This is a genomic window from Mesorhizobium sp. B2-3-7 (assembly GCF_006442695.1).
In the GTDB taxonomy this organism is placed as follows: domain Bacteria; phylum Pseudomonadota; class Alphaproteobacteria; order Rhizobiales; family Rhizobiaceae; genus Mesorhizobium.
In genome coordinates, this window is the sequence record NZ_VFVV01000002.1 from 556,875 (window position 1) to 576,812 (window position 19,938).

Annotated in this window: 20 protein-coding genes; 8 read left to right on the plus strand and 12 right to left on the minus strand. The window is 63.1% G+C overall.

Going from position 1 to position 19,938, the window contains the following annotated elements; genetic code table 11:
• Position 1: 1 nt before the first annotated feature.
• Genes FJ940_RS06520 through betI form a run of 3 tightly spaced genes read right to left on the minus strand, consistent with a single transcriptional unit; the run spans position 2 to position 3,122 of the window.
• Complete coding sequence (locus FJ940_RS06520; RefSeq protein WP_140520747.1) at positions 2–1,009, minus strand: threonine/serine dehydratase; 1,008 nt, start codon at positions 1,007–1,009, stop codon at positions 2–4.
• Positions 1,006–2,535, minus strand: a complete 1,530-nt coding sequence (gene betC, locus FJ940_RS06525; RefSeq protein ID WP_140517945.1) for a choline-sulfatase — start codon at positions 2,533–2,535, stop codon at positions 1,006–1,008. The genes FJ940_RS06520 and betC overlap by 4 nt, the downstream gene beginning before the upstream one ends.
• Complete coding sequence (gene betI, locus FJ940_RS06530; RefSeq protein ID WP_140494780.1) at positions 2,532–3,122, minus strand: transcriptional regulator BetI; 591 nt, start codon at positions 3,120–3,122, stop codon at positions 2,532–2,534. Before betI ends, betC begins: the two co-directional genes overlap by 4 nt.
• A 188-nt stretch (positions 3,123–3,310) precedes the next feature.
• Here betI and FJ940_RS06535 point away from each other — a divergent pair, with 188 nt between their 5' ends.
• Together FJ940_RS06535 and FJ940_RS06540 are read left to right on the plus strand one after the other, a co-directional pair.
• Positions 3,311–4,477, plus strand: coding sequence for an acetyl-CoA acetyltransferase (locus FJ940_RS06535; protein WP_140655850.1), 1,167 nt, complete (start codon positions 3,311–3,313; stop codon positions 4,475–4,477).
• A gap of 26 nt (positions 4,478–4,503) precedes the next feature.
• Complete coding sequence (locus tag FJ940_RS06540; protein ID WP_140649135.1) at positions 4,504–5,508, plus strand: asparaginase; 1,005 nt, start codon at positions 4,504–4,506, stop codon at positions 5,506–5,508.
• Between the two features lie 12 nt (positions 5,509–5,520).
• On the opposite strand, the gene FJ940_RS06545 is transcribed toward FJ940_RS06540, so the two are convergent.
• Complete coding sequence (locus tag FJ940_RS06545; protein WP_140655853.1) at positions 5,521–6,897, minus strand: TIGR03808 family TAT-translocated repetitive protein; 1,377 nt, start codon at positions 6,895–6,897, stop codon at positions 5,521–5,523.
• A 116-nt stretch (positions 6,898–7,013) separates the two neighbouring features.
• On the opposite strand from FJ940_RS06545, the gene greA reads away from it, so the two are divergent.
• Entirely contained in the window at positions 7,014–7,490 is a 477-nt protein-coding gene (greA, locus tag FJ940_RS06550; protein ID WP_140494772.1) for a transcription elongation factor GreA, read from the plus strand.
• Between the two features lie 9 nt (positions 7,491–7,499).
• On the opposite strand, the gene FJ940_RS06555 is transcribed toward greA, so the two are convergent.
• From FJ940_RS06555 to FJ940_RS06570, 4 genes are all read right to left on the minus strand, one after another.
• Positions 7,500–7,889, minus strand: coding sequence for a type II toxin-antitoxin system death-on-curing family toxin (locus tag FJ940_RS06555; protein ID WP_140520740.1), 390 nt, complete (start codon positions 7,887–7,889; stop codon positions 7,500–7,502).
• A complete protein-coding gene (locus FJ940_RS06560) occupies positions 7,886–8,107 on the minus strand; it encodes an AbrB/MazE/SpoVT family DNA-binding domain-containing protein (protein ID WP_140494768.1) in 222 nt (73 codons plus the stop codon). The genes FJ940_RS06555 and FJ940_RS06560 overlap by 4 nt, the downstream gene beginning before the upstream one ends.
• 110 nt (positions 8,108–8,217) lie before the next feature.
• The gene (gene scpA / locus FJ940_RS06565) at positions 8,218–10,338 is read right to left on the minus strand and encodes a methylmalonyl-CoA mutase (RefSeq protein WP_140517950.1); all 2,121 of its coding nucleotides are present in this window, start codon (positions 10,336–10,338) and stop codon (positions 8,218–8,220) included.
• Positions 10,335–11,777, minus strand: coding sequence for a methylmalonyl-CoA mutase subunit beta (locus FJ940_RS06570; RefSeq protein ID WP_140517951.1), 1,443 nt, complete (start codon positions 11,775–11,777; stop codon positions 10,335–10,337). Before FJ940_RS06570 ends, scpA begins: the two co-directional genes overlap by 4 nt.
• A 282-nt stretch (positions 11,778–12,059) precedes the next feature.
• Between FJ940_RS06570 and FJ940_RS06575 the strand changes: the two genes are divergently transcribed.
• Positions 12,060–13,598, plus strand: a complete 1,539-nt coding sequence (locus FJ940_RS06575) for a helicase HerA-like C-terminal domain-containing protein (protein ID WP_140555863.1) — start codon at positions 12,060–12,062, stop codon at positions 13,596–13,598.
• A gap of 85 nt (positions 13,599–13,683) precedes the next feature.
• Here the strand turns inward: FJ940_RS06575 and FJ940_RS06580 are convergent, their stop codons facing one another.
• Positions 13,684–14,508, minus strand: coding sequence for a L,D-transpeptidase (locus FJ940_RS06580; protein ID WP_140494760.1), 825 nt, complete (start codon positions 14,506–14,508; stop codon positions 13,684–13,686).
• Between the two features lie 215 nt (positions 14,509–14,723).
• Positions 14,724–15,386: a haloacid dehalogenase type II gene (locus tag FJ940_RS06585; protein WP_140494758.1), complete on the minus strand. Its 663-nt coding sequence runs from the start codon at positions 15,384–15,386 to the stop codon at positions 14,724–14,726.
• Positions 15,387–15,540: 154 nt separating this feature from the next.
• On the opposite strand from FJ940_RS06585, the gene FJ940_RS06590 reads away from it, so the two are divergent.
• The 4 genes from FJ940_RS06590 to FJ940_RS06605 all read left to right on the plus strand — a co-directional run bounded on the left by FJ940_RS06590 (position 15,541) and on the right by FJ940_RS06605 (position 18,750).
• Positions 15,541–16,419, plus strand: coding sequence for a branched-chain amino acid aminotransferase (locus tag FJ940_RS06590; RefSeq protein ID WP_140494756.1), 879 nt, complete (start codon positions 15,541–15,543; stop codon positions 16,417–16,419).
• A 173-nt stretch (positions 16,420–16,592) separates the two neighbouring features.
• Complete coding sequence (locus FJ940_RS06595) at positions 16,593–17,195, plus strand: superoxide dismutase (protein ID WP_140638749.1); 603 nt, start codon at positions 16,593–16,595, stop codon at positions 17,193–17,195.
• 157 nt (positions 17,196–17,352) lie between these two features.
• Entirely contained in the window at positions 17,353–17,790 is a 438-nt protein-coding gene (locus tag FJ940_RS06600) for a cytochrome c (protein ID WP_140494752.1), read from the plus strand.
• 9 nt (positions 17,791–17,799) lie between these two features.
• On the plus strand, positions 17,800–18,750 hold the full coding sequence (locus FJ940_RS06605; RefSeq protein ID WP_140520737.1) for a cytochrome c: 951 nt from the start codon (positions 17,800–17,802) through the stop codon (positions 18,748–18,750).
• Here the strand turns inward: FJ940_RS06605 and FJ940_RS06610 are convergent, their stop codons facing one another.
• Positions 18,751–19,140 (minus strand): SET domain-containing protein-lysine N-methyltransferase, encoded by a 390-nt coding sequence (locus tag FJ940_RS06610; protein ID WP_140655856.1) that lies wholly within the window; start codon positions 19,138–19,140, stop codon positions 18,751–18,753.
• Between the two features lie 159 nt (positions 19,141–19,299).
• Positions 19,300–19,926 carry a LysE family translocator gene (locus FJ940_RS06615; protein ID WP_140520736.1) on the minus strand — a complete coding sequence of 209 codons (627 nt, stop codon included), beginning with the start codon at positions 19,924–19,926 and terminating at the stop codon, positions 19,300–19,302.
• Positions 19,927–19,938 lie beyond the last annotated feature (12 nt).

Genomic DNA, 19,938 nt, shown 5'->3' on the forward strand with positions numbered 1-19,938 from the left:
TTCATATGCGCCCATCGTTCATATGCGTGATGAAATCGGCGAGCGAGACATTGCCGCCGGTAGCCACCACAAGGACGGTCTTGCCGGCCACATCCACCTTGCCGCCGAGCAGTGCCGCCAGCGAGGCAGCTCCGGACGGCTCAAGCACCAGCTTCATCCGCTCGAAGGCGATTTTCATTGCCCGCCGCACCAAGGCGTCGTCGACAGTGATGCCGCGAACGCCGGCGGTTCTGACCGCCGCGAACGGCGCGTCGCCGGGCCGCCGCGACATCAGCCCGTCACAGATCGAATTCGGGGCGAGCGGCATGGTCTCGATGCTGCCATGCGCCAACGAGGCGCCCATGCCGTTGAAACCTTCGGGCTCGACGCCGATGATTTCCGTGGCCGGCGACAGATAGTGGAAAGCGAGCGAAACGCCGCCGATCAGGCCGCCGCCGCCGACCGAGCAGAACAGCACGTCCGCCTTCGCGCCCTTGGCAGAAAGCTGCTCCAGTGCCTCCAGCCCGGCACCTGCCTGGCCGGCCACGATTTCCGGATCGTCGAAGGGATGCAGCAATGTCAGCCCTTCGGTCTCGGCGATCTCGCGCGCCTTGGCGGCAGCGACTTCCTCACGCGCGCGCTCGCCGTGATCGGTAAGTACCACGCGCGCGCCGTAGCCTGCTGTGGCGTCGCGCTTGGCGGCCGGCGCGTCGATCGGCATGACGATGGTGACGGGAATGCCGAGCGCCTGGCCCGCAGCCGCCAGTCCTTGCGCGAAATTGCCGGAAGAATAAGCGACGACGCCCTTCTTGGCTTCGTCGGGCGACAGCCGCTTCAGCCGCCAATAGGCGCCCCGAACCTTGAACGATCCCGCCCATTGCAGCGATTCCGCCTTGACGAAGACGCGAGCGGCGCCGGTTTCCCTGGCGAGCGCCGCCGATTCCAGCAGCGGCGTGATCTGCGTCGCCTTGGCGGTGACCGCATAGGCTTGCTTCAGGTGGTCGAGTGAGGGGACAAGCGTAGTCATCATTCGCCTCGCGGATACCGCTTGCTCTCTTCGAGATTGTCGAGGTTCATGTGGTTGCGCATGTAGCGCTCGGACGCTTTCTGCAGCGGCTGGAAATCCCAAGGGTAGTAGGCGCCGTTGCGCAGCGCCCGATAGACGACCCAGCGGCGCGCCTGGCTTTCGCGCACCGCAGCGTCGAAGGCGGCCATGTTCCAGCGCGCCCGCACCTTGTCCATGAACGCCGCGACCAGCGGTTCGTTGGCCGGATCTGCCGCGAGGTTTTCCCGCTCCAGCGGATCGGATTGGAGATCGAACAGTTGCGGCGCATCGAGCTCGCAATGGACGAACTTGTATCGGCCCTCGCGGATAGCCACCAGAGGCGCGTATGAACCCTCAGCCGCATATTCCATCAGCACAGGCGCGCTGCGCCGCTCACCGTCGATCAGAGGCAGCAGCGATTGGCCATCGGTCCATGGCGCGACGGCATCGATGTCGATGCCGGCGAGGTCGCAAAGCGTCGGCGTCACGTCGAGATTGGAAACCGGCGCTTCGATCAGCCCGGCCGCAACGCCCCTGCCGGCAATCATCAGCGGCACCCGCGCCGAGCCCTCGAAGAAGCTCATCTTGAACCATAGGCCGCGCTCGCCGAGCATGTCGCCATGGTCGGAGCAGAACAGGATGGTGGTGTCGTCAAGCATGCGCGTTCGCTTGAGGACGTCCAGGAGCTCGCCGAGCTTGTCGTCGACATAGGAAATATTGGCGAAATAGCCACGCCGCGAACGGCGCACCTGCTCAGGGGTGATCTGGAACGACGGATAATCGCTGGCGACATACAGCCGCTGCGAATGCGTATCCTGTTCGTCATACGCAATGAAATTGGTTTCCGGGTCGAGCGCCTGGCAATTTTCGTAGAGATCCCAGTACTGCTTGCGCGCGACATAGGGGTCGTGCGGATGTGACAGCGAAACGGTCAGGCACCAGGGCCGGCGCTCCTCATCATCCTGCTCCCGCGAAAGCTGGTAGAGCTTCTGCGTGGCGAGGAATACGACCTCGTCGTCATATTCCATCTGGTTGGTGGTTTCCGCAATGCCGGCCCCGGTCACCGAACCCAGATTGTGATACCACCAGTCGATGCGCTCGCCGGGCTTACGATAATCCGGCGTCCAACCGAAATCGGCGGGGTAGATGTCCGTGGTCAGCCGTTCCTCGAAGCCGTGCAACTGGTCCGGCCCGACGAAGTGCATCTTGCCCGACAGGCAAGTATGGTAGCCGGCGGCGCGCAGATGATGAGCGAAGGTCGGGATCGACGAGGCGAACTCGGCGGCGTTGTCATAGACTCCGGTGCGCGACGGCAACTGGCCGCTCATGAACGAGGCACGGCCCGGCGCACAGAGCGGCGAGCCGGTGTAATTGTTGCGGAAGCGCGCCGAGCGGGCGGCCAACGTCTTCAGATGCGGCGCGTGCAGGAAGTCAGCCGGCCCGTCCGGAAAGAAAGTTCCGTTGAGCTGATCGACCATGACGATCAGGAAGTTAGGGTGCTTGCGTGTCACTGCGTCTGCCGTCCGCTGAGTTTCGTTTCGAGATAGTCCTCGACCAATGCGATCGCGGTCGCGGCATCGGGCACGCCGTCCTTGAGCGCGCGCCTGATATAGAGCCCGTCGATCATCGCCGCCGTCGCTTCGGCGACGCGGTCGGCCTCGGCTCGGGACAGGATGCCGGCCAGCCCGCTCATCAGGTTCGAATGCAGCCGCCGCGCATAAATCCTGAGCAGCCGGCGCAGCGCAGCCGATTTCTGCGCCTCGACATAGAAGGCGAGCCAGGCGGCGATCGTTTCGGCACGGAACTGGATCTCGGAGAAGTTGACGGCCACGACCGCCGAGACGCGTTCGCGTGGGGAACCGGTGGATTGAAGCGCGCGCCGCATGTCTGTGGTCAGTTCGGCCAGGATATGCCGCATCGTCGCGAACAGCAGCTCATCCTTGACGCCGAAATAGTGATGGGCCAGCGCCGACGACACGCCGGCGCGCCCGGCGATCTCCGACATCGTCACGTCAAGCGAGCCGCGCTCGCCGATCGCCGAGATCGTCGCGTCGATGAGCGCTTTGCGGCGCAGTGGCTCCATTCCGACTTTCGGCATGCTGTTCCCATTGTTTCGGTGAAGATTATTTTTTATTGACGGGTCAATCAACAAAAATCCAGCCCAAACAACAACCGATTGTCGGCTCTGGCTCATCCCGCGGACTGGAAAACGGTTCATTATTGAACAATATTGAGTGCTCAGGCCGCGATATGACGTGTTAGGATCCGCGGCAAATGGAGGTTGCCATGACCGCATGCATCGTCGGCTGGGCGCATTCGCGCTTCGGCAAGCTTGAAGGCGAAACGCTGGAGAGCCTGATCGTCAAAGTGGCAACCGAGGCGCTCGACCATGCCGGCATTGGCCCGGACGACGTCGACGAGATTGTGCTCGGACATTTCAACGCCGGCTTTTCCGCACAGGATTTCACCGCCAGCCTTGTCCTCCAGGCCGACGACCGGCTGCGCTTCAAGCCGGCGACGCGCGTCGAGAACGCCTGCGCCACCGGTTCGGCCGCTGTCCGGCAAGGCATCCGCGCCATCGATGCCAATGCCGCCCGCATCGTGCTGGTGGTCGGCGCCGAGCAGATGACGACGACGCCTGGCCCCGAGATCGGCAGGAACCTGCTGAAAGCCTCCTATTTGCCCGAGGATGGCGACACGCCGGCCGGCTTTGCCGGCGTCTTCGGCAAGATCGCACAAGCCTATTTCCAGCGCTACGGCGATCAGTCGGATGCGCTTGCCCTGATCGCCGCCAAGAATCACAAGAACGGCGTCGACAATCCCTATGCGCAGATGCGCAAGGATTTCGGCTACGAATTCTGCCGCCAGGAGAGCGAGAAGAACCCCTTCGTCGCTGGCCCGCTGAAGCGCACCGACTGCTCGCTGGTCTCCGACGGTGCCGCCGCTCTCGTCCTAACCGATACAGCGACGGCACTGAAGATGCGCCGCGCCGTCACCTTCCGCGCCAATGAGCACGTGCAGGATTTCCTGCCGATGTCGAAGCGCGACATCCTCACCTTCGAAGGCTGCGAGCAGGTCTGGAGCCGGGCGCTCAGGAATGCCGGCGTGACGCTTGATGATCTCTCCTTCGTCGAAACGCATGACTGCTTCACCATCGCCGAATTGATCGAATATGAAGCCATGGGCCTGGCGAAGCCCGGGGAGGGCGCGAGGCTGGCGCTGGACGGCACGACCGCAAAGGACGGGCGGCTGCCGGTCAACCCGTCCGGCGGCCTGAAGGCGAAGGGTCATCCGATCGGTGCCACCGGCGTGTCGATGCATGTGCTGAGCGCCATGCAGCTCGTCGGTGAGGCCGGCGGCATCCAGGTGCCCAACGCCAAGCTTGGCGGTATATTCAATATGGGCGGCGCAGCGGTCGCCAACTACGTTTCCATTCTCGATCGGATTCGGTAAAAGCGACCCGCATCCGCGGGGGCAACATGACAAATCCGGTTCTGATCGAAGTTCTGCGTGGCGCCATCGTCGAGAGCGCGCACCGAGGCGCGGTCGCGGTTTTCGATGCCGATGGTAAGCCGGTTCTCGAGATCGGCGACACATCGAGGCCGGTGTTTCCGCGCTCCGCGGTCAAGGCGATCCAGGCGCTGCCCCTGGTCGAAAGCGGCGCCGCCGATGCCTACGGCTTCGGTAACCGCGAACTGGCGCTGGCCTGCGCCTCTCATTCGGGCGAACCGGCCCACGTCGAACTGGCGCGGTCGATGCTCGCCAGGGCCGGGGTGGACGGGTCGGCGCTTGAATGCGGCGCGCATTGGCCGTCGAGCCATGACGCGACGATCGCACTCGCCCGCGCAGGCGGTTCCCCGAACGCTTTGCACAACAATTGCTCCGGTAAGCATTCCGGCTTTCTTTGCACCTGCGTCCATTCAGGCATCGAGCCTCAAGGCTATGTCAGGGCGGATCACGCCTTGCAGGAGATGGTGCGCGACGCCATGCAGGCGGTGACAGGAGCTCGCCACGGCGCCGACGAGCGCGCGACCGATGGCTGTTCGATCCCGACCTACGCGGTGCCGCTCAGGAGTTTCGCGCTTGGCTTTGCCCGCATGGTGACCGGCAGGGGCTTCGCGCCCGGGCGCGCCAGGGCGGCAAAGCGATTGTTGTCGGCTTGCATGGCCGAGCCGTTCTTCGTCGCCGGCACAGGCCGCGCCGATCTCGCGCTGATGCAGGCGGCGCCTGGCCGAATATTTGCGAAGGGCGGCGCCGAAGGGGTCCATTGCGCGGCGCTTCCCGAGCTTGGCCTCGGCATCGCACTCAAATGCGATGATGGTGCCGGCCGGGCCGCCGAATCCATGGTGGCCGCAATCATCGCCCGACTGCTGCGTGCGGACGAGGTTTTGGCGGCGAAGCTGCTCGAAATGGCGAATGCACCCATCGAAAGCCGGATAGGCGCCACGGTCGGTGCGCTCAGGCCGACGGCGGCACTGGCCTGAGACAGACGTTTCTCAACTGACGTGATTGCGCTCGACGGTCAGATGCGGAAAGCCGGTATCGGCTGACGCGGCGAGATCGCCCGTGGCCGGGTCGGCCCAGCGCTGCCCTACAATGGCGCCATTGCGTGCGCCGTCGATGACATTGTCGGAGATGATGGCGGTTCCGGCACCGTCGACCACGCTGACGACGATGCCGGTGCCCGCCTTGCGGATGATGTTGCCGGTGGCCACGACGTTGCGCAGATACGGTCCCCAGCCGATCGATATGCCGTAGAGCGGCGCGTTCTCGATGACGTTGTTGGACACTGTGGTGTCGGCCTCGACGCCGATGCCGACGCCGAATCCCGGCGGGTCGGCGGGGTAGGGGCCTGATGTCGACAGGTTGCGCACGATATTGCCCGAGCAAACACCCATGCGTCCGCCTTCGTTGAAATTGACGATCGAGATGCCGTTGGCGGCACCATCGACGATATTGTTGCTGATAACGGCGCCCTCGAACGAGAATTCGGAATAGACCGCCGTTTCGCCGGAACGCATGCAAGTGTTGCTCGATACTTGCAGATTGCTGGCGCTGTTGGCGCGGATGGCGGAGAATGCGCAGTCCGAAACGATATTGCCGGAGACGATCACGTTGGCGGCGCGGAAGGCATTGATGCCATTGCCGTTCTGGCCAGTGCCGCCGCCGCGCGCCGCGATGCGTTCGACCCGATTGCCGGTGACGATGGTGCCGTCCTCCGCCGCCTGCCAGCGGTGCACGAGGATGCCGCCATTGGCGCAGTCGGAGACGGTGTTGCCTGTGATCGCCAGCCCTGCGGCCTCGACCGAATAGATGCCGGCGTCCGCCGCTCCGGATATTTCCGTGCGCTCGACCCGGCCCGCCGCGTGCTCGAGCGCCAGCCCGTTCTTGCCGCTGCCGGTTATCTGGCAATTATCGACGATGAGATGCGCCACGCGGCGCAGATCGAGCAGTCCTTGCGCGTAGTCGCCCATCGAGCGGTTTGAGCCGTCGAGGACCAGGCCGCTGAGCTCGATGTGATCGGCTTGTTCGGCCATGAACAGGTGGCCGTCGCCACCATAGACGATGCGCGTTGCGCCAGGCACGCCGGTAAGGCGCACCCGGCCGGGCAGCGTCAGGTTGGACACGACATAGGTGCCGGGCTGCAGGAAAACCGGCATGTCGCGATCGCTGGCCTCGCGCAGCAGCTTGGCGAAAGCCTTGCTCTGATCGTCAAAGGTGCCGGGTTGCACGCCAAGCTCGGTGGCGTTGATCGATCCGCGCATCGAGGCATTCTCGACGCCGGGCAAGCTCGCGGCGGCTGCCTTGCCCAGCGAAAGCCCGAACACGGCAAAACCGGCTGTCCGGACAAGCAGCTTGCGTCTGTTCAACATCGGCACAGGTCCTGGCTTTTGCCCATCTAGTGGCAGGATTCGTGCCAGTCAGGCACCTGCGTCCCCGGCGAGGGCAATGACTTGTGAAGTCGTGAGGGCGGGCATAAGTTCAAGGAATGAGCAGAGCCTTTACCCGCGAGGAAGACAGCGAAAACGCCATCGCAGGCGTCGGCGAACGGCCGATCAGTCAACACCGCAACCTGGTGACGGAGCGTGGCCTGGCAATGATCGACGAGAATCTGGCCGATCTGCGCGACATATTGGCCAAAGCCGAGCGGCGGGGAGACCGCGAGCGCATCGCACTGGTATCTCGCGACCTGCGCTATTGGACCGCGCGGCGCGAAAGTGCCGAGCTTTCGGTGCCCGAGCCCGGGAGCGATGTAATCCGCTTCGGCATGGGCGCCACGCTCGAAGCCGACGACGGCAAGAAGGTGCACTGGAAGATCGTCGGCGAGGACGAGGCTGACCCATCGAAAGGCAGCATTTCCCATGTATCGCCAATGGCGATTGCTTTGTTTGGCAAGAAGGTCGGCGATGTGGCCACCGTCAATGGCAAGGAATGGGAAATCGTCAAGCTGAGCGCGGGCGGCTGAACCCCAACATCAGTCCTCGGTCTTCACGATGTGGTCGCGAAAAAATGCGGCGGCACCCGCTTCATCGATCTCGCCGGCGGCGATAGCCATCACGAATTCATAAAGCGTGCCGTTGTCCGCCGTCAGGACGTGACCGTTGACGATCAGGAAGGCGCCGGTGGCGACAATAGCCGTGCGTTTGTTGCCGTCGCCAAAGGCATGATTTCTGGCAATGCCGAAGACATAGGCTGCTGCAAGATCTTCAATCGACGGAGTGCCGTAATTAGCCTTGTTCTCGGCCCGGGCCAGTGCCGATTCAAGTGCATTTTCATCCCGCAAACCTTGTGCGCCGCCATGCCGGCGCAATTGTTCGGCATGCATCGCTTCGACCGCGCGGCGCGACAGGAACTCCCAGTTCATTCGGCGAGCTTCTGGAGCGCGACCTTGTACTTGTCCATGACCTTGCGAGCAGCTTCCATCTGCCGCTCGAAACTATCGTCGACCGGTTTGAGGACGATGTCCTTGTCCGTTTCGAGAACCTGAAGCTGATCACCGGCTTTGAGATTCAGGCGGTCGAGTAGCTCCTTGGGCAGGATCACACCTTCGGAATTGCCGATCTTGCGAATGGTGGTGTTCATGCTGGATCATCCCTGTTGCAACGCCGATTATAACTCGGTCGCTGTGTTGTTGCAACAGAAATTATAACTTACGAATGGGAGGAAGGCTCGGACACACTCGTGCCGATAACTCAGGACGCCAGCAGCCGGTCGATCAGCCGCTCCGCTGCTTGCGGAATCACGGTACCGGGCGGGAAGATTTCCGCCGCACCCGCTTGCAGCACGGCATCATAGTCCTGCGGAGGGATCACGCCGCCGGCAACGATCAGCATGTCGCTGTGGCCGAGCCTCTTCAGCGCATCCCTGAGTTCCGGGATGAGCGTCAGATGTCCCGCCGCCAGCGACGACGCGCCGACAATGTGCACATCCTGCTCGTGGGCGAGCTTCGCGATCTCCTCCGGCGTCTGGAACATGGCGCCGACGGTGACGTCGAAGCCGAGGTCGGCAAAGGCTGTGGCGATCACCTTCTGGCCGCGGTCATGTCCGTCCTGTCCCATTTTGGCGACCAGGATGCGCGGCTTGCCGCCGGTCTTCTTTTCGAACGCGCCGATCTTCTCCTGCAGCCGGTCGACGGCCGGATTGTCGCCGAGCGCCTGGCGGTAGACGCCGGAAATCGTCTGCACCGACGCGATGTGGCGGCCAAAGACCTTTTCCAGCGCCAGCGAAATCTCCCCGACCGTCGCATTGGCGCGCGCGGCGTGGATGGCGAATTCGAGCAGGTTCTCGCCGCTCTCGGCCGCGCGGGAGAGCGCTGCGAGCGCATTCTCGAGCACCGCGACGTCGCGCGTGCCCTTCAGCCGCTGCAGCTTCGATAGCTGCCGGGCTCTTACCTCGGCATTGTCGATCTTCAAGACGTCGACTTCGATATCCGCACCGGGCCGGTGCGCGTTGACGCCGACCAGCACCTGCTCGCCTGAATCGATGCGCGCCTGGGTGCGGGCGGCGGCCTCTTCGATGCGCAGCTTGGGAATGCCCTTCTCGGTGGCCGCGGCCATGCCGCCGAGCGCCTCGACCTCCTCGATATGGGCAAGCGCACGCGCTGCCAGATCATGCGTCAGCCTCTCGAGATAAGCCGAACCGCCCCACGGATCGATGATGCGCGTGGTGCCGGATTCCTTTTGCAGGATCAGCTGCGTGTTGCGGGCGATACGGGCCGAATGATCCGTCGGCAGCGCCATGGCCTCGTCGAAGGAATTGGTGTGCAGCGATTGTGTATGGCCCTGTGTGGCGGCCATCGCCTCGATCATCGTGCGGATGATGTTGTTGTAGGGATCCTGCGCCGTCAGCGACCAGCCAGAAGTCTGGCAGTGGGTGCGCAAGGACAGCGAACGCTCGTCCTTCGGGGAAAAATTCTTCATCATCAGGCTTGACCACAGCAGCCGCGCCGCCCTGAGCTTGGCGACTTCCATGAAGAAGTTCATGCCAACAGCCCAGAAGAAGGACAGGCGCGGGGCGAAGCGGTCGATGTCGAGCCCGGCCGCGACGCCGGCGCGGGCATATTCGATTCCGTCGGCAATCGTATAGGCGAGCTCCAGGTCCGCCGTCGCGCCGGCCTCCTGCATATGGTAGCCGGAGATCGAGATCGAGTTGAATTTCGGCATATGCCTGGATGTGTAGGAGAAGATGTCCGACACGATCCGCATCGAGGGCTTCGGCGGATAGATATAGGTGTTGCGGACCATGAACTCCTTCAGAATGTCGTTCTGAATGGTCCCTGCGAGATCCTTCTGCGCAACCCCTTGTTCCTCGGCAGCCACGATGTAGAGCGCCATGATCGGCAGCACCGCGCCGTTCATGGTCATCGACACCGTCATCTCGCCGAGCGGAATGCCGTCGAAGAGCTGGCGCATGTCGAGAATGGAATCGATGGCCACGCCCGCCATTCCGACATCGCCGGCCACCCGCGGATGATCGCTGTCATAGCCGCGGTGCGTGGCGAGATCGAAGGCGACCGACAGACCTTTCTGGCCGGCGGCAAGATTGCGCCTGTAGAAGGCGTTTGACTCTTCCGCCGTCGAGAAACCGGCATATTGCCGGATCGTCCACGGCTGCTGGACATACATGGTCGGATAGGGTCCGCGCACGAAGGGCGGCATGCCCGGATAGGTGTCGAGATGCGGCAGCCCCTTGAGATCGCCCTGATTGTACAGATGTTTGACGGCAAGGCCTTCCGGCGTCATCCGCTGGCCCTTGATCTCGACCGGCGCCCGCCGAGGCGGCGCCCAGCCGACCTGGCTGAAATCCGGAATCAAGAAGCGGCTCCGATCGCTTGATCGATGCGGACCGGAAACAGCGGCTCGCACATGACGATGCCTTCCGTGAAGGCAGATCGCCGCTCCGCGGCCAGCGTCTCGACCGCGCGCTCGGTTTTCTGCGGATAGAGCGTGGCGCCGACGATGGCGCGCTCGCGGGATCGGAAGGCGGCAGCACGCTGGGCGGCGGCGGTGCGAACACGTTCCTGTATGCGTCCGTCCTGAAGGCTGGACAGCACGCCGCCCTCGGCCTCGATCGCCTGCAACTCGGACCAGGCCGCTTCGCAGAGGCCAGCGGTGAGCGCTTCGACGCCACCGGAGCCGCAGGCGGGATCGGCGACCTGATCGATGTGGCTTTCATTGGCCATGATCAACTGCGCGTTACGGGCCACGCGGCGTGCGAAAGGCGCCGGCAGGCCATGCGCGACGGTGTGCGGCAGGATAGCGATCGAATCGGCTCCGCCCGCCGCCGCGGCGAAGCAGGCGATCGTCGTGCGCAGGATGTTGGTCTCCGGGTCCAATGCCGTCATCATCCGAAACGACGTCTCGGCGTGAATATTGGCCGTCGAAGTCGGGATCGAGCAGGCTTCTTGGACGCGAGCCCACAGCCTGCGCAAGGCCCTGACCTTGGCCATCGACAGGAACTGATCCTGGTCGGCGCTCAGCGCAAACCCGATATGGGGCGCTGCGTAGACGAGCGGTTGCCGCGCTTTCTCGAACATCCTGAGATAGGAGACGGCCGAAGCGAGCATGATGCCAAGCTCCTGCGCCTCCGTGGCGCCGGCATTGTGGAACACCCGCCCATCCGCCTCGAGCAGCACGCCGGGCACGCCCATTGAAAAGAAATGTGCCAGCGATTGCGGCATGGATTCCTGCAGCGCCTCGATCGACATGCGCAACCGGCCGGTTCCGGCCAGGATCGCCGCCGGATCGATGCCGAAGGAGAGGTTGAGCTTTGCCGGATCGGAGCGGCGCTTGCCAAGGAACGCCACCAGCCAGTCGGCCATGGGGCGGCTCCATGGGTGGGCGTCGATCCGGATCTGGACGCGGTTTAACGGGATGCCGTCCAGAACCGTCTCCAGCGCCTGCGCCGTTCTCGGCAGGCCGTAGCCGAAGGCGTTCGGGGCACCTTCGAAGACGAGCGACAATCCCGTCGCGCCCTGCGCGACGTCCTCCAGCGCCTGGGCTTTGGCGCGACCAATGTCGGGATCGTCGATGCGCTGGCTGACGATCCACGGCGATCCGGGGTTGGCGCGCACGATCGGCTCGGCCGCCGCCGCGCGCTCATAAAGCGGTTCCACGCGGATGCCGTCATCGGTGTGCGAGACCAGTTTTTCCTCGAAAGATGCGCCGGCGAGCGCCTTTTCAGCCAGGGCCAGCCATCGCTGCCGGTCGGCATTCGGAACTTCGTTATCCCTGGTCAAGGCTCCGGCGCTCATCCACTGTCCTCGTCACTATGCGGCCGCATCAGCCTGGAGCACTTCAGTCTACGGGTCCCGGTGCGATACCGCAATGCAATGCGCTTCCAAGACTCGAATTCGATCCCTCGAGCGTACACCAGCCTTCGAGCACGAAGCATGAACGATTGCCAAACATGGGCACAATCCGCAAGCTCCAAAAAAGGCCATTTTCGCCGATCGCCATTGTCGCTGTGCAAGGCCCCCACTATACCTTCGGGCGAAGGGCTGGTTTTATACACAGCAGTTGCGGAGACCGGACATATGGCTGACGACACCATTTTCATCGGCGCCAGCCGCAAGCCCGACGACAGCTATCAGCGTCCCGAAAACCTGCTTTTGCACTATGGCAACCGTCACGGCTTGGTGACCGGTGCCACCGGCACCGGCAAGACGGTCACCTTGCAAATATTGGCCGAGGGATTCTCCAATGCCGGCGTGCCGGTGTTCTGCGCCGACATCAAGGGCGATCTCTCCGGTATAGCCATGATCGGCACGGCGCAGGATTTCCTGGTCAAGCGCGCCGAGCAGGTCAAGCTCGACCCCTATGACTTCCAGGAATTCCCCGTCATCTTCTGGGATCTGTTCGGCGAACAGGGCCACCCCATCCGCGCCACCATCTCCGAGATGGGCCCGCTGCTCTTGTCGCGGTTGATGAATTTGTCCGAAGCCCAGGAAGGCATCATGAACATCGCCTTCCGCATCGCCGATGAGGAAGGCCTGCTGCTGCTCGACCTCAAGGACCTGCAGGCGCTGCTCGCCAATATCGCCGGGCGCGCCGAAGAGATCAGCGCCCGCTACGGCAATGTGACGAAACCCTCGGTCGGCGCCATCCAGCGCACGCTGCTGGTGCTGGAACAGCAGGGGGCGGCGAATTTCTTCGGCGAGCCGGCATTGCGCATCGCCGACATCATGCGCACCACCCGCGACGGCCGCGGCGCCATCAGCGTGCTGGCCGCCGACAAGCTGATGATGAATCCGCGACTCTACGCGACGTTCCTGCTTTGGCTGATGTCGGAACTGTTCGAGGAGCTGCCCGAAGTGGGCGATCCCGACAAGCCGAAGCTGGTCTTCTTCTTCGACGAGGCACATCTGCTTTTCGACGACGCGCCGAAGGTGCTGATCGACCGCGTCGAGCAGGTGGTGCGTCTGATCCGCTCGAAGGGGGTCGGCGTCTATTTCGTCACGCAGAACCCTCTGGATATTCCTGAGAAGGTTCTGGCCCAGCTCGGCAACCGGGTCCAGCATGCGTTGCGCGCCTACACGCCGCGCGAGCAGCAGGCGGTAAGGACCGCGGCCGAGACGTTCCGGCCAAATCCGGATTTCGATTGCGCGACCGTGATCACGCAACTGGGCACCGGCGAAGCGCTGGTTTCAGTGCTGGAAGCCAAGGGCATCCCGTCCATGGTCCAGCGCACGCTGATCCGTCCGCCATCGTCACGACTTGGGCCCATAACCCCAGCCGAGCGGCGGAAGCTGATCCAGGAAAGCCCGGTGATCGGTCAGTACGATGAGGGTGTCGATCGCGAATCGGCTTTCGAGATGCTGCAGAAAAAGGCCAAGGACGCGGCGGATGCCGAGGCACAGCAGGCCGACGCCGGCCGTTCACGCTGGACCATTCCGGGCTTCGGCAATGATGCTCCGCCGCCGCAACCCGGCGGCAGACGCCCGCCTCAACCGCGCCCGTCCAACCGCCAGACGGTGGCGGAAGCCGCGATCAAGTCGGTGGTGCGCTCTGTCGGCTCGTCGGTCGGCCGCGCCATCGTGCGCGGGATACTCGGGAGTCTGTCGAGGGGCAGATAGGGAAGCGCGATCGCGCAACGGCCATGCAGGGATAGGCTGATGTGGAGGTGAAGGCGGCGAGTCGCCGCATTCACCCTCGCTCCCATCAGAAAATCGCGTCGCTCACCGCTTTCACCGGGCCAAGCAGCACCGATCCGTCCGGCACGCCGGCATCGATCGGGATGGCTTTGTGATTCGCGGTCGCCACCATGGGCTGGCTGGCGTCGCTGGTCACGATGACCGGGGTCTTCGAAGGCACGCGATCATATAGGTCTATAATGTCCTGGTTCATCAGGCGCACGCAGCCCGACGACACCGACTTGCCGATCGAACGCCATTCCGGCGAGCCGTGCAGCCGGTAGAGCGTGTCGACGTTGCCCTGGAAGAGATAGAGCGCACGTGCACCGAGCGGGTTTTTCAGCCCGCCCGGCATACCGCCATTGTCAGCGCTGTATTGCCTCAGTTCCGGCTGCCGGGCGATCATCTCGTCCGGCGGCGTCCATTTCGGCCACTTCTGTTTCCACTGGACGACGGCATCGCCCGACCATTCGAAGCCGGCGCGGCCGAGGCCGACGCCGTAGCGGATCGCCTGGCCGCCCGGACGAACCAGATAGAGGAAGTGGCCGGTCGTATCGACGACGATGGTTCCCGGCTTCTGGCCGGTCGGGTCGGGCACGATCTGGCGCAGGAATTGCGGATCGATCCTGTCGACGGGAATGGCCGGCACTTCGAAACCGCCATCGCTGACGGCGGCGTACATCGTCACGTAGTCGGCGAGCGGCGGCTCGACATAGGCCGGTGGCGGTGGCTCGACTGGCCCGGACCCGGTGGTGGCGCATGCGGAAACCGCGATCGAGGCGGCGCCCAGGGCTGCGGCATTGAGAAAGCCGCGACGGCTCAGGCGATAGGATTCGATTTCGGCTGGGAACATGGTTGCCTTCTTTAAGTCTGAAATCGCAACAAAGCGTGAATATGCCGACCGTTGCGAGGTGCCTGATCAACACTTGGGCGCGATAGGCGGTTCCGAATCTGGCCTCAAGGTGGACAAACAAAGGCGAAGCTGTGACCGCGTCGCCACTGTGGCGCTACGGTCACAGAAGTGTGCGGCCTAGAGCGAAAACCAGGATTACCTTTGGGACGCATGCGTTAGCCACCTGTGACAAGGGCATCGAGCGACGGCAGGATCAGGGCCGGTGGAAAATCCCGATACTCCTCCGGCTGGTTGGAGCGGTTGATCCACACGGTGCGGAAGCCGAATTTGGTCGCGCCGGCAATGTCCCAGCGGTTGGACGACTGGAAGGAGACCGCACCCGGATAGAGGCGCCAGCCTGTCGTGACCATGTCGTAGACCGACGGGTCGGTCTTGAAGCGCCGCACCGCATCGACGGAATAGATATCGTCCAGCACCTGATCGAGCGCCGCGGATTTGACCGCTGCCTCAAGCATCTCCGGCGAACCGTTGGACAGGATTGCCAGCTTGGCGCCGGACGCCTTCAGCGCCTTCAGTACGGCGGGCACTTCCGCATAGCAGTCCAGCCGCCAATAGGCGTCCAGCAATGCCGCCTTGAGGCCGGGATCGGCAGAGGGCACCTTGTGCAACGCGAAATCAAGTGCCTGCTCGGTGAGTTGCCAAAAATCGGCATAGGCGCCCATCAACGTACGCACCCAGGAATATTCGAGTTGCTTGGCGCGCCAGATCTCGGACAGCAACTGGCCGTCCGGTCCGATGGCGTCGGCGTGGCGGCGCACGGCGGCATGAACATCGAACAGTGTGCCGTAGGCGTCGAAAACATAAGCGGCGTATTGCATGGCAACAGTTTTGAGGCGAGGCGGGGCAAGGTGCAAGTCTTGATTGCAGCGCGCCGTCCGTGGCCTCAACAAAACTCCCCGATGCTGGTTGACGACGCCGGCCAAAGCGTCATCCAATGCTGCAACACGAGATTGATCGGAACGGGACAAAGCAATGACACTGGCGGCTGCCGCACTTTCCGCGACATGGACTTTCGTCGACGGCGACTGGTACGAGGGCAATGTCGCCGTTTTGGGCCCGCGCAGCCACGCAATGTGGCTCGGCACCAGCGTGTTCGACGGCGCCCGCTGGTTCGAGGGTGTCGCTCCCGATCTTGACCTTCATGCCGCGCGCGTGAATGCCTCGGCGATCGCGCTCGGTCTCAAGCCTTCGATGACGGCCGAGAAGATCGTCGGGCTGACCTGGGACGGATTGAAGAAATTCGATGGCAAGACGGCTGTCTATATCAGGCCGATGTATTGGGCCGAGCACGGCGGCTATATGGGCGTGCCGGCCGATCCCGCCTCGACCCGTTTCTGCCTGTGCCTCTACGAATCGCCGATGATCTCGCCGACCGGCTTTTCCGTGACGGTTTCGCCGTTCCGGCGCCCGACTATCGAAACCATGCCGACCAACGCCAAGGCCGGCTGCCTCTATCCCAACAATGGCCGTGCCATCCTCGAAGCCAAGATGCGCGGCTTCGACAACGCCCTGGTGCTCGACATGCTGGGCAACGTCGCCGAGACCGGAACCTCGAACATCTTCCTGGTCAAGGACGGCCACGTCCTGACGCCGGCGCCGAACGGCACCTTCCTGTCCGGCATCACCCGCTCGCGCACGATGACGTTGCTTGGCGAGTACGGGTTCAAGACCACCGAAAAGGCGCTGTCGGTGCGTGAATTCCTCGAGGCGGATGAGATTTTTTCGACCGGCAACCATTCCAAGGTCATTCCGATCACGCGCATCGAGGACCGCAGCCTGCAGCCCGGGCCGGTGGCCAAGAAGGCGCGGGAGCTCTATTGGGATTGGGCGCATTCGACGTCGGCGGGCTGATCCGTCCAGGCTTTTCGTCGCAATGCGCCCGGTTTCCGGAAACTGTGTGACAGTTCTCCGGAACCCGCTTAGAAAGAGCACCCGGCGCTTCACTTTTCGGAGTTGTCCGAACCCAATCCAGACCTATCTTAGTCCGGTATCGACACCGGATTTTCCTTGAGGGAGTACCTTCCATGGCTTTTGAATTGCCCGCTCTGCCTTACGACTATGAGGCCTTGCAGCCCTACATGTCGAAAGAGACGCTGGAATATCACCACGACAAGCACCACAAGGCCTATGTCGACAACGGCAATAAGCTTGCCGCCGAAGCCGGCCTTGGCGATCTGTCGGTAGAAGAGGTGGTCAAGCAGTCGTTCGGCAAGAATGCCGGCCTCTTCAACAATGCCGCCCAGCACTACAATCACATCCATTTCTGGAAGTGGATGAAAAAGGGCGGCGGCGGCAACAAGCTGCCGGGTGCGTTGCAGAAGGCTTTCGACAGCGATCTGGGTGGCTACGACAAATTCAAGGCCGACTTCATCGCCGCCGGCACGACCCAGTTCGGTTCCGGCTGGGCCTGGGTTTCGGTCAAGGATGGCAAGCTGGCGATCTCGAAGACGCCGAACGGCGAGAATCCCCTCGTCCATGGCGCGGCGCCGATCCTCGGCGTCGATGTCTGGGAGCACTCCTATTACATCGACTATCGCAACGCCCGGCCGAAATATCTCGAGGCCTTCGTCGACAGCCTGATCAACTGGGATCATGTTCTCGAACTTTACGAAAAAGCGAAAGCCTGATCGAGATTCAGAAAGCCCCGGCACCCCCGGGGCTTTTCTTTTTCTGTGCCGAGATCCCACAGCAAAGGTCTGCAAAATCGTCGGGGGAAGGGAATATTCCTCCCGCCACGTCCGTTAACGTCCTGTCCCGAAATGTCTTCATCATGGAGCCAATTGAATGAGAAAGCTTGTCGTCGCCATCTCTATGCTCGCGTTCGCCGGTTCGGCGGCCTTTGCCGACCCGATCCTCGACCGCCAGGCCTTGATGAAGGAGCGCGGGAAGATCGTCGGCGGCCTGTCGAAAGTGGTCAAGGGTGAGGAGCCCTTTGATGCCGCCGCCGTGCTGACTGCGCTGCAGGCGCTCCAGGCGAACGCGGAAAAATTCGACGCCGACGTCCTGTTCCCGGCGGGCAGCGACACGGGCGACACCACGGCGGCGCCGAAGATCTGGCAAGACATGGCCGGCTTCAAGGCGACGGAAGACAAGTATCTTGCCGACGTCAAGGCCGCGGTCGCCGCGGCCCCAGCCGACGTGGAGTCCCTGAAGACGCAAATCGGCGTCATCGGCTCCGACTGCGGCACCTGCCACAAGGGCTACAGGGTCAAGAAAGGCTGATCGCCGGCCATGGCATGGCTGAGGAAGTTTGTCGGCGCCGCACTCGTGCTCGGCGGCGTCGGCGCGGTTGCCGCGTGGACGCTTTCGGCGCCGGTGAAGCTCGATGCGGAAACTATGGCCAAGCTCGCGCCTGGTGACGCGGCCAGAGGCAAGCGCATTTTTGATGCCGGCGGCTGCACCTCCTGCCATGCAAAACCCGGTTCGAAAGGCGATGAGCGGCTCGAACTTGTCGGCGGCCTTGAACTCAAGACCCCGTTTGGCACGTTTGTGCCGCCCAACATTTCGCAAGACCCGAAGGACGGCATCGGCGCGTGGTCGGCCGAGGATCTCGCCAATGCCATGCTGAAGGGTGTCTCGCCGTCGGGCGAGCATTTCTATCCGGCATTTCCCTATACGTCCTACGCGCGCATGAAGCCCGCCGACATTGCCGATCTCTATGCCTTCCTGAAGACGCTGCCGGCGGTTGCCGGCCGAGCGCCGGCCAATTCGTTGAGTTTCCCGTTCAACATCCGTCGCGGCATCGGCTTGTGGAAACGGCTCTATCTCAGCGAGCAGCCTGTTGTGTCCCTGCCCGAAGGCGCGCCTGGTCCTGTGATTGCCGGTCGCTACCTGGTCGAGGGACCGGGTCATTGCGGCGAATGTCACACACCGCGTGACCTTGCGGGGGGGACAAAGAAGAGCGAGTGGCTGGCTGGAGCCACAGCCGCCGAAGGCAGCGGCATCGTCCCCAATATCACCTCCGGGGAGGGCGGCATCGGCGACTGGTCGCAGGCCGATATCGCCAACTATCTCGAAACCGGCTTCACGCCCGATTTCGATTCCGTTGGCGGGGCCATGGTCGACGTGCAGAGGAACATGGCCGAACTGGCGCCCGAGGACCGCGCGGCGATCGCGGCCTATCTCAAGGCGGTTCCGCCGCATCCGAACGGCTATCCGGCGCGCAAAAAACCGGCGAGCTGACTACGGGTGGCGATCGCCCAGGAAGTCGAAGCCCGCCGCGAAGAAATGATTGTAGTTGCAGGTCAGTTCCTCGCCGGCCGCGATGTCGCGCAACGCAAAGCTTTCCTCCGGCGAGGATACGTCGCAATTCGGCTCGTCGGCGTGGTTCATGTAGCGTGCATCGTCGGCCTCGAAGATGATGTAGTTCGGATCTCGCCTGTCCGGATAGGCATAGCGATCGAGATAGCTCTTCACCGGTCCTGTCTGGCTCTCATAGGTCCCGACCTCGATGAGCCGGTCGAATCTCGGATCCAGCTTCCAGATCATCGTGCCGCGGGAAATGGGATTCTTGGCAAAGACACCAATGCCCTGGATGGGGGATTTGTCGAGATAGACGTCGACGAGCAGCATGGCAGGCCCTTGTGCGATTGTGGGCTGTCATGGCCCGGGACAAAACGCGCCTTGGGTAGCGCGCGGGCATCGCAATTGCGAGCGAAAACCAGCAACACGGAATTCAAAAACCAATGATTGCCCGGCTCGCCGAGAAGGGGCGCCGGTCACCGTTTCGCGTCAGCGCTGCTGAAGCGCCAGCCGCACGCCCAGGCCGCAGTAGATGCCGCCGACAATCTTGCCCTGCCATTTCAACACCGTGGGATTTCGACGCAGGAAAGTGCCAAGCCCGCCTGCGCTCACCGCGAAAACCACTGTGCTGAAAAGGCCCAGCAGAACAAAGATGATCCCCAATACCGCCAGCTGGAGCATTACCGATCCGTTTTCGGGCCGGACGAACTGTGGCAGGAACGCGAGGAAGAAAAGCGCCGTCTTGGGGTTGAGCATCTCAGTCAGTATGGCTTGCCGAAACGCCTTGCCCGCTGAGATTGGGAACCTGCCGGCGGCGAGATCGGCCGGCGTCTTTTCCATGATCGCGCGAATGCCGAGATAAACGAGATATGCCGCACCGAGATACTTCACGGCGCTGAACAACACCGCCGATGCGGCGATGATCGCCGAGATGCCGACCATGGCCGTGAAGGTGTGAAACACGTCGCCGGCCGCGATCCCTGCGCCGGTTGCGATGCCGGCTTTGGTTCCCGAACTCGTTGCCCGCGCGACCGTCAGCAGCGTGGCGGGGCCGGGAATAAACACAAAACCGAGCACCACGGCGACATAGGTGGTCAATGTGGCCAGGTCGATCATTGCTCGCATCCT

Coding starts and splice junctions, on each gene's coding strand:
- FJ940_RS06610 (WP_140655856.1), bottom strand. CDS start 19,140: ATGCTGCTCGTCGACGTCTATCTCGACAAATCCCCCATCCAGGGCATT.
- greA (WP_140494772.1), top strand. CDS start 7,014: ATGAGCAGAGCCTTTACCCGCGAGGAAGACAGCGAAAACGCCATCGCA.
- FJ940_RS06580 (WP_140494760.1), bottom strand. CDS start 14,508: ATGTTCCCAGCCGAAATCGAATCCTATCGCCTGAGCCGTCGCGGCTTT.
- FJ940_RS06555 (WP_140520740.1), bottom strand. CDS start 7,889: ATGAACTGGGAGTTCCTGTCGCGCCGCGCGGTCGAAGCGATGCATGCC.
- FJ940_RS06595 (WP_140638749.1), top strand. CDS start 16,593: ATGGCTTTTGAATTGCCCGCTCTGCCTTACGACTATGAGGCCTTGCAG.
- FJ940_RS06535 (WP_140655850.1), top strand. CDS start 3,311: ATGACCGCATGCATCGTCGGCTGGGCGCATTCGCGCTTCGGCAAGCTT.
- FJ940_RS06570 (WP_140517951.1), bottom strand. CDS start 11,777: ATGAGCGCCGGAGCCTTGACCAGGGATAACGAAGTTCCGAATGCCGAC.
- FJ940_RS06605 (WP_140520737.1), top strand. CDS start 17,800: ATGGCATGGCTGAGGAAGTTTGTCGGCGCCGCACTCGTGCTCGGCGGC.
- FJ940_RS06520 (WP_140520747.1), bottom strand. CDS start 1,009: ATGATGACTACGCTTGTCCCCTCACTCGACCACCTGAAGCAAGCCTAT.
- betI (WP_140494780.1), bottom strand. CDS start 3,122: ATGCCGAAAGTCGGAATGGAGCCACTGCGCCGCAAAGCGCTCATCGAC.
- FJ940_RS06560 (WP_140494768.1), bottom strand. CDS start 8,107: ATGAACACCACCATTCGCAAGATCGGCAATTCCGAAGGTGTGATCCTG.
- FJ940_RS06540 (WP_140649135.1), top strand. CDS start 4,504: ATGACAAATCCGGTTCTGATCGAAGTTCTGCGTGGCGCCATCGTCGAG.
- FJ940_RS06590 (WP_140494756.1), top strand. CDS start 15,541: ATGACACTGGCGGCTGCCGCACTTTCCGCGACATGGACTTTCGTCGAC.
- FJ940_RS06600 (WP_140494752.1), top strand. CDS start 17,353: ATGAGAAAGCTTGTCGTCGCCATCTCTATGCTCGCGTTCGCCGGTTCG.
- FJ940_RS06545 (WP_140655853.1), bottom strand. CDS start 6,897: ATGTTGAACAGACGCAAGCTGCTTGTCCGGACAGCCGGTTTTGCCGTG.
- FJ940_RS06615 (WP_140520736.1), bottom strand. CDS start 19,926: ATGATCGACCTGGCCACATTGACCACCTATGTCGCCGTGGTGCTCGGT.
- FJ940_RS06575 (WP_140555863.1), top strand. CDS start 12,060: ATGGCTGACGACACCATTTTCATCGGCGCCAGCCGCAAGCCCGACGAC.
- FJ940_RS06585 (WP_140494758.1), bottom strand. CDS start 15,386: ATGCAATACGCCGCTTATGTTTTCGACGCCTACGGCACACTGTTCGAT.